This window comes from Providencia sp. Marseille-Q8014 (assembly GCF_965112055.1).
In genome coordinates this window covers 26,773-42,442 of the sequence record NZ_CBCOPT010000001.1, presented here as the reverse complement: position 1 = coordinate 42,442, position 15,670 = coordinate 26,773, and the positions used below count along the sequence as shown (strand labels likewise).

General features: G+C 42.4%; 12 protein-coding genes. 8 read left to right on the top strand and 4 right to left on the bottom strand.

Going from position 1 to position 15,670, the window contains the following annotated elements; all coding sequences use genetic code 11:
* The first annotated feature begins 7 nt into the window (after nucleotides 1-7).
* The 6 genes from atpA (at nucleotide 8) to glmS (ending at nucleotide 7,833) form a co-directional block, all read left to right on the top strand.
* Nucleotides 8-1,549, top strand: coding sequence for a F0F1 ATP synthase subunit alpha (gene atpA, locus ACWPW6_RS00145; protein WP_154623595.1), 1,542 nt, complete (start codon nucleotides 8-10; stop codon nucleotides 1,547-1,549).
* A gap of 55 nt (nucleotides 1,550-1,604) precedes the next feature.
* Entirely contained in the window at nucleotides 1,605-2,468 is an 864-nt protein-coding gene (gene atpG, locus ACWPW6_RS00140; RefSeq protein WP_154623594.1) for a F0F1 ATP synthase subunit gamma, read from the top strand.
* A 34-nt stretch (nucleotides 2,469-2,502) separates the two neighbouring features.
* A complete protein-coding gene (atpD, locus tag ACWPW6_RS00135) occupies nucleotides 2,503-3,885 on the top strand; it encodes a F0F1 ATP synthase subunit beta (protein ID WP_154623593.1) in 1,383 nt (460 codons plus the stop codon).
* A 21-nt stretch (nucleotides 3,886-3,906) separates the two neighbouring features.
* Nucleotides 3,907-4,332 (top strand): F0F1 ATP synthase subunit epsilon, encoded by a 426-nt coding sequence (locus ACWPW6_RS00130; protein ID WP_154623592.1) that lies wholly within the window; start codon nucleotides 3,907-3,909, stop codon nucleotides 4,330-4,332.
* Nucleotides 4,333-4,458: 126 nt separating this feature from the next.
* The gene (gene glmU / locus ACWPW6_RS00125; protein WP_154623591.1) at nucleotides 4,459-5,829 is read left to right on the top strand and encodes a bifunctional UDP-N-acetylglucosamine diphosphorylase/glucosamine-1-phosphate N-acetyltransferase GlmU; all 1,371 of its coding nucleotides are present in this window, start codon (nucleotides 4,459-4,461) and stop codon (nucleotides 5,827-5,829) included.
* 171 nt (nucleotides 5,830-6,000) lie between these two features.
* A complete protein-coding gene (glmS, locus tag ACWPW6_RS00120; protein WP_154623590.1) occupies nucleotides 6,001-7,833 on the top strand; it encodes a glutamine--fructose-6-phosphate transaminase (isomerizing) in 1,833 nt (610 codons plus the stop codon).
* Between the two features lie 175 nt (nucleotides 7,834-8,008).
* Here the strand turns inward: glmS and ACWPW6_RS00115 are convergent, their stop codons facing one another.
* Entirely contained in the window at nucleotides 8,009-8,545 is a 537-nt protein-coding gene (locus ACWPW6_RS00115) for a TetR/AcrR family transcriptional regulator (protein WP_154623589.1), read from the bottom strand.
* A 95-nt stretch (nucleotides 8,546-8,640) separates the two neighbouring features.
* On the opposite strand from ACWPW6_RS00115, the gene ACWPW6_RS00110 reads away from it, so the two are divergent.
* Nucleotides 8,641-10,122 (top strand): MFS transporter, encoded by a 1,482-nt coding sequence (locus ACWPW6_RS00110; RefSeq protein ID WP_154623588.1) that lies wholly within the window; start codon nucleotides 8,641-8,643, stop codon nucleotides 10,120-10,122.
* A 106-nt stretch (nucleotides 10,123-10,228) separates the two neighbouring features.
* Here ACWPW6_RS00110 and ACWPW6_RS00105 read toward each other — a convergent pair whose 3' ends face one another.
* Nucleotides 10,229-11,638, bottom strand: coding sequence for an MFS transporter (locus ACWPW6_RS00105; protein WP_249999560.1), 1,410 nt, complete (start codon nucleotides 11,636-11,638; stop codon nucleotides 10,229-10,231).
* A 74-nt stretch (nucleotides 11,639-11,712) separates the two neighbouring features.
* On the opposite strand from ACWPW6_RS00105, the gene ACWPW6_RS00100 reads away from it, so the two are divergent.
* The gene (locus tag ACWPW6_RS00100) at nucleotides 11,713-12,375 is read left to right on the top strand and encodes a helix-turn-helix transcriptional regulator (RefSeq protein WP_154623586.1); all 663 of its coding nucleotides are present in this window, start codon (nucleotides 11,713-11,715) and stop codon (nucleotides 12,373-12,375) included.
* 34 nt (nucleotides 12,376-12,409) lie between these two features.
* On the opposite strand, the gene ACWPW6_RS00095 is transcribed toward ACWPW6_RS00100, so the two are convergent.
* Both ACWPW6_RS00095 and ACWPW6_RS00090 read right to left on the bottom strand, forming a co-directional pair.
* Nucleotides 12,410-14,926, bottom strand: coding sequence for a penicillin acylase family protein (locus ACWPW6_RS00095; RefSeq protein WP_410242010.1), 2,517 nt, complete (start codon nucleotides 14,924-14,926; stop codon nucleotides 12,410-12,412).
* A 166-nt stretch (nucleotides 14,927-15,092) separates the two neighbouring features.
* Nucleotides 15,093-15,668: a rhomboid family intramembrane serine protease gene (locus ACWPW6_RS00090; RefSeq protein ID WP_154622060.1), complete on the bottom strand. Its 576-nt coding sequence runs from the start codon at nucleotides 15,666-15,668 to the stop codon at nucleotides 15,093-15,095.
* Between the last annotated feature and the right edge of the window lie 2 nt (nucleotides 15,669-15,670).

Here is a 15,670-nt window from a genome sequence, read left to right as displayed (position 1 = left end):
GGAGCATATGCAACTGAATTCCACCGAAATCAGCGAACTGATCAAACAGCGTATTGCTCAGTTCGATGTTGTGAGTGAAGCTCACAACGAAGGTACGATTGTATCCGTTAGTGACGGTATCATTCGTATTCACGGTTTAGCCGAAGTCATGCAGGGTGAAATGATCGCACTGCCTGGCAACCGTTATGCAATTGCATTGAACTTGGAGCGCGACTCCGTTGGTGCTGTTGTAATGGGTCCTTATGCTGATTTAGCAGAAGGCATGAAAGTAAAATGTACTGGTCGTATTCTTGAAGTTCCAGTTGGCCGTGGCCTGCTAGGACGTGTAGTGAATACACTGGGTGAGCCTATTGATGGTAAAGGCCCTGTTGAGCACGATGGTTTCTCTCCTGTAGAAGTCATTGCTCCAGGTGTTATCGACCGTCAATCGGTTGATCAGCCTGTACAAACTGGTTATAAATCAGTCGATGCGATGATTCCTATCGGTCGTGGTCAGCGTGAGCTTGTTATCGGTGACCGTCAAACAGGTAAAACTGCTTTGGCAATCGATGCAATCATCAACCAACGCGACTCAGGCATCAAATGTGTTTACGTCGCTATCGGTCAGAAAGCGTCAACGATTTCTAACGTTGTTCGTAAACTAGAAGAACATGGCGCACTGGCAAATACCATCGTTGTTGTTGCAACGGCATCTGAATCAGCTGCTCTGCAATATTTAGCACCATACTCTGGTTGTGCGATGGGTGAATACTTCCGTGACCGTGGTGAAGATGCACTGATTGTTTATGATGACCTGTCTAAACAAGCCGTTGCGTATCGTCAGATTTCTCTGTTGCTACGTCGTCCACCTGGACGTGAAGCTTACCCTGGTGATGTTTTCTATCTGCATTCACGTTTGCTGGAGCGTGCTGCTCGTGTTAACGCTGAGTATGTTGAAAACTTCACAAAAGGCGAAGTTAAAGGTAAAACGGGTTCATTGACAGCGTTGCCTATCATTGAAACTCAGGCTGGTGACGTTTCTGCATTCGTTCCGACTAACGTAATTTCAATTACAGATGGTCAGATCTTCCTGGAATCTAACCTGTTTAACTCTGGTATTCGTCCAGCGGTTAACCCAGGTATTTCAGTCTCGCGTGTTGGTGGTGCTGCTCAGACAAAAATCATCAAGAAACTGTCTGGTGGTATCCGTACAGCACTCGCTCAGTATCGTGAACTGGCAGCATTCTCCCAGTTTGCTTCAGACCTTGATGACGCTACGCGTAAGCAGTTGAGCCATGGTCAGAAAGTAACTGAATTGCTGAAACAGAAACAATATGCACCAATGTCAGTTGCAGAGCAGGCACTGTCTCTGTTTGCGGCAGAACGTGGATATTTGGAAGATGTTGAGTTAGCGAAAATTGGTGCATTTGAAGCTGCATTAGTTTCTTATGCATTGCGCGAGCATGCTGACCTTATGAATCAAATCGGCCCGGCGGGTAACTATAACGATGATATCGAAAGTAAGTTGAAACAACTGCTCGAATCATTTAAAGCAACTCAGTCCTGGTAATACTATTCGGCCCGTGAATTTTAATGGGCCGTCTGGTTAATAAGGAGAAGCAGAAATGGCCGGCGCAAAAGAGATACGTTCCAAGATCGCCAGCGTGCAAAACACGCAGAAGATCACTAAAGCGATGGAAATGGTCGCGGCGTCCAAAATGCGTAAAACGCAGGAACGCATGGCGGCCAGCCGTCCTTATGCAGAAACTATGCGCAGTGTGATTGGTCACCTTGCGTTAGGTAATCTGGAATATAAACACCCATACCTTGAAGAGCGTGAAGTTAAGCGTGTTGGGTATTTGGTTGTTTCTACAGACCGTGGTTTGTGTGGTGGTTTGAACATTAACCTGTTCAAAAAACTACTATCAGACATGAAAACATGGTCTGAAAAAGGCGTTCAAGTTGATTTGGCTTTGATCGGTTCTAAAGCAGTTTCATTCTTTGGATCTGTCGGCGGCAATGTCGTCACTCAGGTTACAGGAATGGGGGATAACCCAACGCTTTCTGATTTGATCGGTCCAGTTAACTCTATGCTACAAGCCTATGATGAAGGGCGTTTGGATAAACTGTATGTGGTGACCAATAAGTTCATCAATACAATGTCTCAGGAGCCAACTATTCTTCAACTTCTTCCATTACCTGAAAGTAATGATGAAACCTTGAAGAAAAAATCTTGGGATTATTTATATGAACCCGATCCTAAGGCGTTGCTGGATACCCTGCTGCGTCGTTATATCGAGTCGCAGGTTTATCAGGGCGTCGTTGAAAACCTGGCTAGTGAGCAGGCCGCACGAATGGTAGCAATGAAAGCAGCTACCGATAATGGTGGAAACCTGATCAAAGAGTTGCAGTTGGTTTACAACAAAGCTCGTCAGGCCAGCATTACTCAGGAGCTTACCGAAATTGTTTCGGGTGCTGCCGCGGTTTAACAGCTAGGTTTACGAATTACGTAGAGGATTCAAGATGGCTACTGGAAAGATTATCCAGGTAATCGGCGCCGTTGTGGACGTCGAGTTCCCTCAAGATGAAGTACCAAAAGTGTACGATGCTCTTGAGGTTATTAACGGTAAAGAAAAACTGGTGCTGGAAGTTCAGCAACAGTTAGGCGGTGGTGTTGTCCGTTGTATCGCAATGGGGACATCAGATGGCCTAAGCCGTGGTTTAGAAGTTAAAAACTTAGAGCACCCAATTGAAGTACCAGTAGGTAAAGCAACTTTAGGACGTATCATGAACGTTCTAGGTGACCCTATTGATATGAAAGGTGACATCGGCGAAGAAGAGCGTTGGTCTATCCACCGTGCAGCGCCAAGCTACGAAGAACTATCAAGTTCAACAGAACTGCTAGAAACCGGTATTAAAGTCATGGACTTGATTTGTCCATTCGCTAAAGGTGGTAAAGTAGGTCTGTTCGGTGGTGCGGGTGTTGGTAAAACAGTAAACATGATGGAACTTATCCGTAACATCGCGATTGAGCACTCAGGTTACTCAGTATTCGCTGGTGTTGGTGAGCGTACCCGTGAAGGTAACGACTTCTATCATGAAATGACGGATTCTAACGTTCTTGACAAAGTATCACTGGTTTATGGTCAGATGAATGAGCCACCAGGAAACCGTCTGCGTGTTGCACTGACCGGTTTGACTATGGCTGAAAAATTCCGTGACGAAGGCCGTGATGTTCTGTTGTTCGTGGATAACATCTACCGTTATACACTGGCAGGTACTGAAGTATCCGCTCTGTTAGGTCGTATGCCTTCAGCTGTAGGTTATCAGCCAACACTGGCAGAAGAGATGGGTGTTCTTCAAGAACGTATCACTTCTACTAAGACGGGCTCTATCACCTCAGTACAGGCTGTTTACGTACCTGCGGATGACTTGACTGACCCATCACCAGCAACAACCTTTGCTCACTTGGACGCAACCGTGGTTCTGAGCCGTCAAATCGCTTCTCTGGGTATTTACCCTGCGGTTGACCCTCTGGATTCCACCAGCCGTCAGCTTGATCCACTCATTGTTGGTCAAGAGCACTATGATGTTGCACGTGGCGTTCAGTCTATCCTTCAGCGCTACCAAGAACTGAAAGATATCATTGCAATTCTAGGTATGGATGAGTTGTCTGAAGAAGACAAACTGGTTGTTGCTCGTGCTCGTAAGATCCAGCGCTTCCTGTCTCAACCATTCTTCGTTGCGGAAGTCTTTACTGGTTCACCAGGTAAGTTCGTATCCCTGAAAGACACTATCCGTGGCTTCAAAGGCATTCTGAACGGCGATTACGACCACCTGCCAGAACAAGCGTTCTACATGGTTGGTACCATTGAAGAAGCTGTGGAAAAAGCTAAAAAGCTTTAATCTGGCTGACGGGAGGTTGATATGGTAGCTGCAATGACATACCATCTGACAGTTGTCAGTGCTGAAAAACAGATGTTTGACGGACTGGTACAAAAAATTCAGGTGACAGGTAGTGAAGGTGAACTGGGTATTTACCCACAGCACACCCCACTGCTGACTGCCATAAAACCGGGCATGGTACGTATTACTAAGCAGTTTGGTGAAGAAGAGTTAATTTACCTCTCCGGAGGTATTTTAGAAGTTCAACCAAATGGCGTTATCGTGCTGGCTGATACAGCTATCCGTGGTAAAGATTTAGATGAGGCGCGTGCGCTGGAATCTAAACGCAGAGCGGAAGAACATGTCCGTAAAGCTCACGGTGATGTTGATTATGCTCAGGCATCGGCAGAACTTGCGAAAGCAATAGCGAAACTTCGAGTTATCGAGTTAACTAAAAAGCTGATGTAATGAAGGCAGTATAAAGAAAAGCCAGTCGGTTAATCCCTGACTGGCTTTTTTATTTGTGCGAAATATGTAGTATTTTACGTAGGAAATAGGTTTACTTTCACCCTAAAGTTGGAGTTTCAGGAAATTATGACTGTGCAAAGAAAAAGTGTCGTCATTCTTGCTGCTGGTAAGGGCACTCGAATGTATTCAGAATTGCCTAAAGTCTTGCATTTATTGGCAGGCAAACCAATGGTTCAGCATGTTATTGATACTGCAAAATCAATTGGGGCATCAGACATCCATCTCGTTTATGGGCATGGTGGCGATTTACTGAAAAAGAAATTGGGTGAACAAAACCTTAATTGGGTCTTGCAGGCAGAGCAATTGGGAACAGGGCATGCCATGCAACAAGCAGCGCCTCATTTTCAAGACGATGAAGACATCATTATGCTTTATGGTGATGTGCCATTGATCGCTCAAGATACCCTACAGCGCTTGGTTGATGCTAAGCCTAAAGGGGGGATTGGTTTATTAACGGTGATTTTAGATAACCCAACGGGTTATGGCCGTATTATTCGTGAACAGGGTGAAGTTGTTGGTATTGTTGAGCAAAAAGATGCTACAGAAGAACAACTTAAGGTTCAAGAAATCAATACTGGGATCATGGTTGCGAGTGGTAAAGACTTCAAACGTTGGTTAGCTCAACTGAATAACAATAATGCCCAAGGTGAATACTATATTACTGATGTTATTGCATTGGCACATAAAGAAGGTAATAAGATAGAAACTGTTCATCCTAGCCGTTTGAGCGAAATGGAAGGGGTCAATAACCGTTTACAATTAGCGGCTCTTGAGCGTGTTTATCAAAAAGAGCAGGCAGAGAAATTACTCCTAGCCGGCGTGATGCTAATTGATCCTGAACGTTTCGATATTCGCGGAACCTTAACCCATGGTCGAGATGTGATCATTGATACTAACGTGATCATTGAAGGAAATGTCACTTTAGGTCATAACGTACATATTCAATCTGGCTGTATTTTGAAAAACTGTGTTATTGGTGATAACTCAGTGATCAGCCCTTATTCAGTGATAGAAAACTCTGAATTATCTACCGAATGTACGGTAGGTCCTTTTGCTCGTTTGCGTCCTGGTGCTAAATTGGCATCTAAAGCCCATGTTGGCAACTTTGTTGAAATGAAAAATGCATCATTAGGCCTCGGCTCCAAGGCTGGCCACTTGACCTATTTAGGTGATGCAGAAGTGGGTGATAATGTAAATATTGGCGCAGGAACGATTACGTGTAACTACGATGGCGCGAATAAATATAAAACGGTCATCGGCGATGATGTGTTTGTTGGATCGGATACCCAGCTAATCGCGCCAGTTTCTGTTGCAAATGGCGCAACCATTGGTGCAGGCACGACAGTCACTCGTGATATTAATGAAGGTGAGTTAGTGGTTAGCCGTGTTAAACAAGTGCACATTAAAAACTGGCAACGTCCAGTCAAGAAAAAATAAGATAAATTTTAATGGAGGAGACGAAGTTTCTCCTCCATTTATTAGTATTAAATAGATAAAAATATAATAACCCCATTCTCTACAAGGCTCGGGGAAACAGCAAAAGCTGTAATAACAATCAGGTAGCGACATCGTAAGGGCTACGGCCCTTTGTTTAGGAATAAATTAAATATGTGTGGAATTGTAGGTGCTGTCGCACAACGTGATATCGCAGAAATTCTCATTGAAGGTCTTCGTCGTCTTGAATACCGTGGTTATGACTCGGCAGGTATGGCTGTTGTTGATCATGAAGGTCATCTTCAGCGTTTACGTGAAGTCGGTAAAGTTCAAATGCTGGCGGAAGAAGCAGAGAAAAACCCAGTATCTGGCGGTACAGGTATAGCGCATACGCGTTGGGCTACTCATGGTGTTCCAAGCGAACGTAATGCTCATCCGCATACTTCTGGTTTCATTGCTGTTGTACATAATGGCATTATTGAAAATTATCTGGAATTAAAAGAAGAGCTGAAACAGCTCGGTTATGTCTTTAGTTCTGAAACTGATACTGAAGTGATTGCTCACCTTGTTCATCATGAGCAACAAAAAGGCGGTTCTTTAGTTGAAGTTGTTCAACGTGTTATCCCTCAGTTACGTGGTGCCTATGGTACCGTGATCATGGATAGCCGTACTCCTGAATTATTAGTCGCTGCTCGCTCGGGAAGCCCATTAGTTATTGGCCTCGGTGTTGGCGAAAACTTCTTAGCATCGGATCAACTGGCATTATTACCTGTGACACGTCGTTTTATTTATCTCGAAGAAGGGGATATTGCGGAAGTGACTCGCCGTACAGTACGTGTCTTTAATCATCAAGGTGAACCAGTTGAACGTGAACAAATAGAGTCAAATGTTCAATACGATGCAGGTGATAAAGGTATTTATCGCCACTATATGCAAAAAGAAATCTATGAGCAGCCAATGGCGATCAAAAACACCCTTGAAGGGCGTTTTAGTAAAGACAATGGTATCGACCTTAGTGAATTAGGCCCTAAAGCAGAAGAGATTTTATCGCAAGTTGAGCATATTCAAATTGTTGCTTGTGGAACCTCTTATAATGCGGGAATGGTGGCTCGTTACTGGTTTGAATCTTTAGCAGGAATTCCTTGTGATGTAGAGATTGCCTCTGAATACCGCTATCGTAAGCCTGCTCACCGTAAAGGCAGCTTAATGATTACGCTTTCTCAGTCAGGTGAAACCGCGGATACATTAGCAGCGTTACGTTTATCGAAAGAATTAGGTTACTTAACATCTTTAGCAGTTTGTAACGTAGCGGGTTCGTCGCTAGTGCGTGAATCTGATTTTGCTTTAATGACTAAGGCTGGTGCTGAAATTGGGGTTGCTTCAACGAAAGCGTTTACCACTCAATTAACGGTACTGTTGATGTTGGTTGCGTATATGGGGCGCATTAAAGGCGCGAATCCAGAGTTAGAAGAGAACATCGCGAATGCGTTACACGCGTTACCAGCACGCATTGAAAGTATGTTATCTCACGATAAAGTGATTGAGGCGCTGGCGGAAGATTTCTCGGATAAAAACCATGCCTTATTCCTTGGCCGTGGCGAGCAGTTCCCAATAGCCGTTGAAGGGGCGTTGAAGCTCAAAGAAATCTCTTATATTCATGCTGAAGCCTATGCAGCTGGTGAGTTAAAACATGGCCCATTGGCACTGATTGATGCAGATATGCCAGTGATTATCATTGCACCGAACAATGAACTGTTAGAAAAATTAAAATCTAACATTGAAGAAGTTCGTGCACGTGGTGGCTTGTTATATGTATTTGCGGATCAAGATGCGGGCTTTGAGGCGAGTGAAAATATGAAAATTATTTCTCTGCCACATGTTGAAGAGCTTATCGCACCGATTTTCTATACTGTGCCACTACAGCTATTGTCTTATCATGTGGCGTTGATCAAAGGAACCGATGTTGATCAGCCTCGTAACTTAGCTAAATCAGTGACAGTTGAATAATACTGTGAAATAAAGACGTGAATAGCTTAAACCCGATTATATCGTTAATTATATAGTCGGGTTTTTTATTATTTAATGTTATCAAACCGAGGGTTTTCTGGGGTAGTCAGAGAGGATGATATTATTGATGACGATAATTCAGCGGTTAGCAGCCTGTCATTGAGTTGTAAGATGATTAGCTTAATAATCGTGACATATCGTTAAACATGGATTGCCACTCATCTTCATCAATTTCCATCAATCCAAAATAGCGCAACATAAAAGCACCTTCAGTGGCAAGAAACATCAATCGAGCGCGTTTTCCTTGTTCGGTCGAGGTGTCTAAATGACGCAATCTGTCGCGATACCAATGACGTGTACTTTCTAGGTATTCTGGCGTTTGTAATAAAGCTGCCATCAATGCTGCCCCTTTCGCCATAGCGACTTTATCGTGTTCATACGTCGCGAGCCGATGGGCATTAATTCGATTCTCAGGTGAATTATCTTTTTCTATTTCACGATTGAATATTTGTTCATAGGTATATCCCCAACGTTCAAACATCGCATCGATGAGAGCATCTTTGTTACCAAAGCAATATTGCACACCACCTTTAGAAATTCCCATGGATTTGGCCACGGCATCAATGGTTAGAGCGGCGGCTCCTTGTGTGAGCACAATCTCTTCAGCAGCATCGAGCACTTTATCTCGATCGATTGTTCGTTGACGTCCCATTTAACAAAAACCTCTTTTCAATACATACGTATGGATTTATATTGTAGCACAATCATTAATAAATGATGATTAAATAAACTTGTTGAGATGATTTTATGCTAGCTGATTATAAACGCTGGATTATTTTACTTTTAGTATCAAGTGTACTGTTTCTCATTGTGATCGATGTAACGGTGTTATACACGGCTCTACCTCGATTAACACATGATTTAGGCGCCACATCCTCCGAAAAATTGTGGATTATGAATGCATATCCGTTAATTGTCGCGGGATTATTACCGGCAGCGGGGATGCTTAGTGACCGTATAGGTCATAAGGTGATGTTTCTTTTAGGGTTACCTTTATTTGCCATCGCCTCTTTGTGCGCGGCATTTTCCCCAACTGCATTGAGCTTGATTTTATCAAGAGGCTTTTTGGCCGTAGGGGCTGCAATGAGCATGCCCGCAACGTTATCAATTGTTAGGCATGTTTTTTTAGATCCAAAAGAGCGTGCTCTTGCGATAGGGATTTGGTCGGCTGTTGCGTCAGGTGGCGCCGCTATCGGTCCACTCGTTGGCGGTATATTGCTTAACCATTTTTGGTGGGGCTCAGTATTTTTAATCAATGTACCGGTAGTATTATTCGTATTGCCTTTCGCTTACTTTTTAATTCCTAAATGTGGTGGAGAAGGTTCACAAAAAATCGATTATATCGGCTCTGTGTTAGTGCTTATTGGGTTAGTTGGTACTATTTATGCCCTAAAAGAGCTTGGTAAGCCTTATACGAATTGGTGGGCGTTTATTGTTGCAGGCATCATAGGTGTTTGGTTCTTGTGTATCTTTAGCCGTAGACAAATGTCATCTGATTCGCCAATGATTGATTTTAAGCTATTTGCTAACCCACGCTTTAGTGCGGGTATCTTAATGGCAATATTATCGATGGTCATCATTGTTGGCGTCGAGCTTCTGTTAAGCCAAAGATTACAGCTTGTGATGGGATATACACCGTTTCAAGCGGCTCTGTATATTATTCCTATCCCTATCGCCTCGGTATTGGCTGGCCCATTAGCTGGAATGTTATTACATAAAATTGGCGAGAGACGGTTAACAATATTTGGTTTCGTCTGTACCTTGATCGGTGTCATCGGCCTTAATTATGTTTACCAAACTGCTACCGGTTTCATATTATTGGCATACTTATTTTTGATTGGCTTTGGTCTTGGTGTGATTTTTACTACCGCCTCAACCACAGTGATGTTGAATGCACCTGATCAAAAAGCGGGTATGGCAGCGTCAATTGAAGAAGTCGCTTATGAAATCGGTAGTGTGTTGGGGGTGACTTTTATGGGGGGATTGATGAGCGCCATTTATACAATGAAGCTATCGTTACCAGACAACTTAGCGGTGGATGAGAAAGCTTATGATAGCATTGATGAAGCTTTTATTATCGCGGAGCATTTGCCACAAGAGAGTGCAAATATCTTGATTAACCAAGCGCATACTGCTTTCGATCAAGCATTTGGTGGCGTAATGATATCAACAATTATTATTTTGATTCTTTGCTCATTAGTTATTCCTCATTTTTTTCGCAAAACATAAAGGCTAATAATTAAAGGGAAGTGCCATCAAAAACACTTCCCTATTGTGATAATAATCTCTTATTTATCTCTGCAATGAATGCATATTTGCTTCTTGGCCTACAGGGTTATTGAATCTTTCTGATGAGTAATGCACCAAAGAAGGGGCAAATAGCAAATAGCGCAAATAACCAGATTGAAGCTTGTTGGGCTCCAGCTAACCCTCCAGGGCTAATAAGTCCACTATTATTGACGACTACACCAACTAATGCAGCTGATAGTGCTGTTGCGTACAGTTGAACGGTAATAATTGATGAGGATGCAAGATTCTCTTCGCCGTTAGGGGCGACGTTAAAAACCTTTAAAACAAGATGTGGCCAGCAAATACCAATTCCTAGACCAACTCCCATCATGGCAATTAAATAGATGGCAAACAGAAGTATTGAATCCACTAATTTTGTATTAGGCGTTAAAATAGCCAGTAAGATTAATGAGATAAATATAATAATTGGGCCTAAACGAAGTATTTTTAATACGAGTGGCCCCGTTTTATTCGCACTGAGTAATGCGCCAATTGTCCAACCTGCGGCCATAATTGCGGTGAGATAACCTGCTGATAATGGAGAAAATTGATGGATAGTTTGTAAGAAATAAGGGACATAAATTTCCGTTGTCATACCACCAACCAGTAAACTCATCGTTAAGTAAATGATAGCAAGCGGATTTTTGAATGAATAAGTGCCTGTAGGGAGTAAGCGTTTACCTTGCTTACCATCAATGAGAGCAATGGTAATCAGCATGGTGATGCCAACTAGCAGACCCACGACATTAAATATGAGTTCTTGAGATAAACTTCCGATCGAAATCGCTAACACAGAAGCAACTAATAATGTAATAGCAAGAAAAGGCAATTTACTGGTTTGTGGTTGTTGGTTTGTTTTTTTAGGTAATTGATTAACAACAATTAAAGTAAGAAAAACAGCAACTGGCAATAATGACCAAAAAGCCCAGCGCCAATGTCCACCTTGGGCAAATATCCCACCAATTGCAGGCCCACAGAGTGTGGCAATTCCCCACATACCGGAAACGACCCCCATAGCACGTGACCAGAGATTTTCGGTAAAAACAATGCGAATTAATGCATAGCTTAAGGCAAATAAAATACCGCCCCCTAGCCCTTGAAGCGCACGTCCGACAAGTAACGTTAGCATTGAAGGGGAAGCGGCACACCAAATCGACCCTAATGAAAATAAAAATAAGGCGGTTAAATAAGCAAATTTAGGTCCTAATTGGTTGAGGATTTTGCTTGATAATGTTGAGCCGACAATAGAGGTGGCAACAAATATAGTGGTATTCCATGCATAATATTCTAGGCCACCGATATCATCGACAATGCTCGGAAGAATCGTTGTAACGATATAAATGTTGATCGCATGGAGTGCGACACCACCAGTAAGGGCGATAGTCAGTAATGCATTAGTGCCACTGAGTAAATCAGCCCATTTGGCTTGATTTGTCGTTGATGGATCATTGCTCATAGCGAGACCTGCTAGACGAGAGAGTTAAAAAAAAGTTAATATCCAAGTATTAGCTTGGATATTAGAGTGGCATCATGATTAATGCAAGTAATTACTTTGATAATTTAAATCTCAGCCAAGCGGTTGATAAAGTGTTGTTTTGTATCAAAACTAAAGCGCCTATCTCAACCGCTGTGATTGCAAAAGACTTAGCCATGACGGGGGAAGCTGTCCGCCAACATCTTCAAAAATTGCTATCACTAGGTTTAGTTGAGGGGGTGCAGTGCACTTCTCAAACAGGTGCTGGTCGACCGAGGCAGAATTGGGTGCTGACTGAATTAGGACATCAGCGTTTTCCAGATACGCATGCACAGCTTACGTTGCAGCTCATTGATTCAGTAAAAAGTATTTTTGGGAATGAAGGGCTAGAAAAACTGATTAGCCAAAGAGAAAGTGCAATTAAAACCAAATATCTATCTCGTTGTGCACAGCGACCTTTTATTGAACGACTACAGGCATTAGCCGATATTCGTAGTGAAGAGGGTTATATGGCACGTATTGAACAAGAGGGGGACAGTTGGTTATTAATTGAAAACCATTGCCCAATCTGTGCTGCGGCGACTGTTTGCCAAAATTTTTGTCGCTCCGAATTACAATTATTTCGTGAAATTATGGGCGATGAAGTTACGATTGAGCGAGAGCAGTATTTACTCAATGGTGGTGGGCGCTGTGTTTACCGTATTCAGAAAATAAAATAAAGGCCGAGAGTTTGCTCTCGGCCATGTTGAGAGACTATTTTGTAACTTCAATCAATTCACTGGTTTCGATATGGGGAGCTAATTCTTCAGCAGTGAGCCACAATGGTTTTTTTTCAAACTGTTCATAAAGGGATAATTGGTCTTGATAATGAGGAGATGGTTTTCCTTGCGGTGAAATAAAACCGCTTTGTCCTGGAGCAACAACATCCCAAGCTTTCACCTTATCGTCGCTAAACACAATCAAGTCATTTTCGGTTCCTCGATTATGATATTCATTTTGGTGTAGACTTTCTGCGCTATTAGCTTGAGGAACACCGAAGAAATTATTGGCTCTAAAAGTTAGTGCTGTCGCTGGAGTTTGCCAATTCGCAGGATGATGACCATATTGCTGGGTCATTTGCTGATAAGTTGTACGTAATGCTTGGCGAATAACATCATCTTGTGATTTCCCTGAAAATAGGTCAATAGCTTGTGGAATAGCAGATTGTTGCCCTAATAATGATTCATATAAGATTTTTGCGCCTGTACTAATATTTAACGAGCCTGTAGGACCTTCTTGTGTTGTTTCATAGCCACTGGCTAAATACCATTTATCAAAAGGAGCGGGGACTGTTTGGCCCAGCGTGGCTTTTAGCATCTCTTTTAGCCAAATATCCAATATTGCTGAGCCTGGTTGAATATAATGTTTGCCTTCTTTTGAAAGATAATTAATTCCATTCCATTGGTTAAGAATAGATGCAAGTTTTACGGCATCGTCATCGGCAGGTAAATCGCGTGTCGCACGCAGAATATAAGGGGTAAATAGGCGATGATTCAGGTCAACACGACTCGTCTGTTTTAGAATATCCCACATGTCCTCTTGATTTAACAGATGCTTTGATTCTATTAGCTTATTGATTTCTGTGACGCGATCAGCAGATCCCCATAAAAACGCAAACAAGTCACTCGCGGGGTAATTTTTTGCTGGGGAATTATTCCAGTTAGCAATATAACCCGATTTAGGGTTGTACACTTTCGGGTTATTAGCAAAGGGCTGCATGCCTTTCCAGTCCCATTCACCAGTGCCGGGAACGGGGAGTCGAGGGTCATGATTTTCTTGGCGTTCAGGATAATGCCCAGTATGGATATAACCAATATTGCCGTCTTTATCTGCATAATACCAATTAATGGTTAAGGCTTGGTTCTGTGCCTGATTTTGCCATTGTTGCCAATTTTTGGCTTGTGCTTGTTTTACCCATGCCATTAAAGAGGAGACCTCTTTTCCATCCCATGCACGTGCCTTGCTGTACGCGATATTGGCATTATCATCTGTTTTCATGACATTACCGTGGACCGTTCGATAAATATCTAATGTAACGGACGGGGCATCTTTCACATTAATTATCTCTTGGCGGCTGAGCATTTTTTTCCATTGGCCTTGGTGTTGATAATAATCAGGGCGTTGTGGGTCCAATTTTTCTGCAAATATATCAACGCCATCCCCAAAGCCAGCCGTTGATCCCCACGCGATATTGCCATTATGACCAAATAATATGGCGGGATAGGCGAAGGGGGTGTTACCCACTAAGTCGAAACCAGCGCCATGTAAACCAATCCCGTAGGTATAAGCAGGATTAAACCAACCAAATTGTGGGCCGTTTAGCAAAATTGCATTGGCGCCATCAGCTTTTGCTTTCCCGACAACCCAGATATTACTTGTTGTTGGATAACCCGCTAAGCCATTTGCACCACTTTGCGCATATTGTTTGGCTATCAATTGACTATTTTGCTGTGTTGTTAATGCGATTAATTTGCCAGAGGCATCTTTAGCAGGACGTTCAAACATCGGCGGCATTAGGCGATAATCACCTATTTGATTCACCTGTGATTGATTGTTTTTATTTTTTGTATCTAGATAAGTGAATTCTTGAGCGTCAATAGTGGTGGGGGCATTAGGATTATTCAGCCAATTTATTTGGTTGAATACCGCTAACCCTTTTTGTTCACCATATTTATCTTTTAAGGCGGTTAATAAGGCTAAATTATCGATTTCACTATTCATATCAGAGAAACGGTTAGCCATGGTACCGACCATAATCATAGCAACATCAAAACTGTTCCATTGAGAGGGGGTAAAACCATAATCCATGAACTGTTTAGGCATGAGTTTATCAGGTGCGGTATTGACTTGTTTTATCCACGCGTTCATGCCATCGGCGTAGCCTCGTAGAATATCTTGTTCTTTTTTGGGAAGGTTGTCGATCTGTTGATGGATAGAATCTGGCCAGTAATTACTGCGGATATCTTTGTCAAAAGCAATGAAATCTTTACCTAGTACTTCCGAAACCGTGCCTTGTGTACTGCGTTTGGCCATTTCCATTTGGAAAAGTCTATCTTGGGCGACAGCATAGCCATAACCATAAAAAAGACTATAAACATCATCTGCATAGATATGTGGAACACCGTAGCTATCACGATCTATCTTTATTTTATTCGGTTCAGCGTAGCTGGTGGATGCAAGTGTTGCGAATCCAAAAATAACCATTGCAGATAATATATTATTTTTCTTCATCAGATGAGCCTCCATTTTTTATTGTATTACGAGACTAACAATCACTAATTTGTAAATGAAGGGTTAAATAATGGTTAAATTATTAATATGTGAACTAAGTAGATAAAAAAGGATACATAAAAAATAAAAAAATATTAAAAGTGAATCTAATCACATTAGCTGTAAATTAGCGTTCTGTAGATGAAAGGGGCTTTTTTTTACGGCGATTAATCCACCAAGCATAGAAAATGCCGGATATTGCACCAGCTATATGTGACTCAGTCGAAATATATTGATGAATAGGGAGTAAGCCTGCTGCCATGGCACCAAAATAAAAGAGTACCAATAATGCAATGAGGATATCGACAAGTTGGCGTCTAAAGAAGCCTTGAGCAATCAGTAGTCCCCAAAGCCCAAAAATCCAACCACTTGCACCCACATGGATGGCATAGCGACCAACCAGCCAAACCGCTAATCCGCTGGTAATAATAATAAATGATGAGGCATATACATATTCACGAATAGTTCTATGCATAAGGATTGCACTGAGGATCAGTAAAGGTGGTAGGTTACTCAGTAAATGCCCCCAACTACCATGAATAAAGGGGGCAAGTGGAATACGGATTAAACTATTTACCTCTCGCGGGATAATACCGAAGCGCGTGAGAGCATAACCGGTTAGGCTATTGATTACTTGGATGATAACCAATAGCCCAGCTAAAATAGCGAGTAATTTTAAACGCTGACTTAGCCATTGCTTCATCA

Coding starts and splice junctions, on each gene's coding strand:
- ACWPW6_RS00095 (WP_410242010.1), bottom strand. CDS start 14,926: ATGAAGAAAAATAATATATTATCTGCAATGGTTATTTTTGGATTCGCA.
- ACWPW6_RS00115 (WP_154623589.1), bottom strand. CDS start 8,545: ATGGGACGTCAACGAACAATCGATCGAGATAAAGTGCTCGATGCTGCT.
- ACWPW6_RS00110 (WP_154623588.1), top strand. CDS start 8,641: ATGCTAGCTGATTATAAACGCTGGATTATTTTACTTTTAGTATCAAGT.
- ACWPW6_RS00130 (WP_154623592.1), top strand. CDS start 3,907: ATGGTAGCTGCAATGACATACCATCTGACAGTTGTCAGTGCTGAAAAA.
- atpD (WP_154623593.1), top strand. CDS start 2,503: ATGGCTACTGGAAAGATTATCCAGGTAATCGGCGCCGTTGTGGACGTC.
- glmS (WP_154623590.1), top strand. CDS start 6,001: ATGTGTGGAATTGTAGGTGCTGTCGCACAACGTGATATCGCAGAAATT.
- ACWPW6_RS00090 (WP_154622060.1), bottom strand. CDS start 15,668: ATGAAGCAATGGCTAAGTCAGCGTTTAAAATTACTCGCTATTTTAGCT.
- ACWPW6_RS00100 (WP_154623586.1), top strand. CDS start 11,713: ATGATTAATGCAAGTAATTACTTTGATAATTTAAATCTCAGCCAAGCG.
- atpG (WP_154623594.1), top strand. CDS start 1,605: ATGGCCGGCGCAAAAGAGATACGTTCCAAGATCGCCAGCGTGCAAAAC.
- glmU (WP_154623591.1), top strand. CDS start 4,459: ATGACTGTGCAAAGAAAAAGTGTCGTCATTCTTGCTGCTGGTAAGGGC.
- atpA (WP_154623595.1), top strand. CDS start 8: ATGCAACTGAATTCCACCGAAATCAGCGAACTGATCAAACAGCGTATT.
- ACWPW6_RS00105 (WP_249999560.1), bottom strand. CDS start 11,638: ATGAGCAATGATCCATCAACGACAAATCAAGCCAAATGGGCTGATTTA.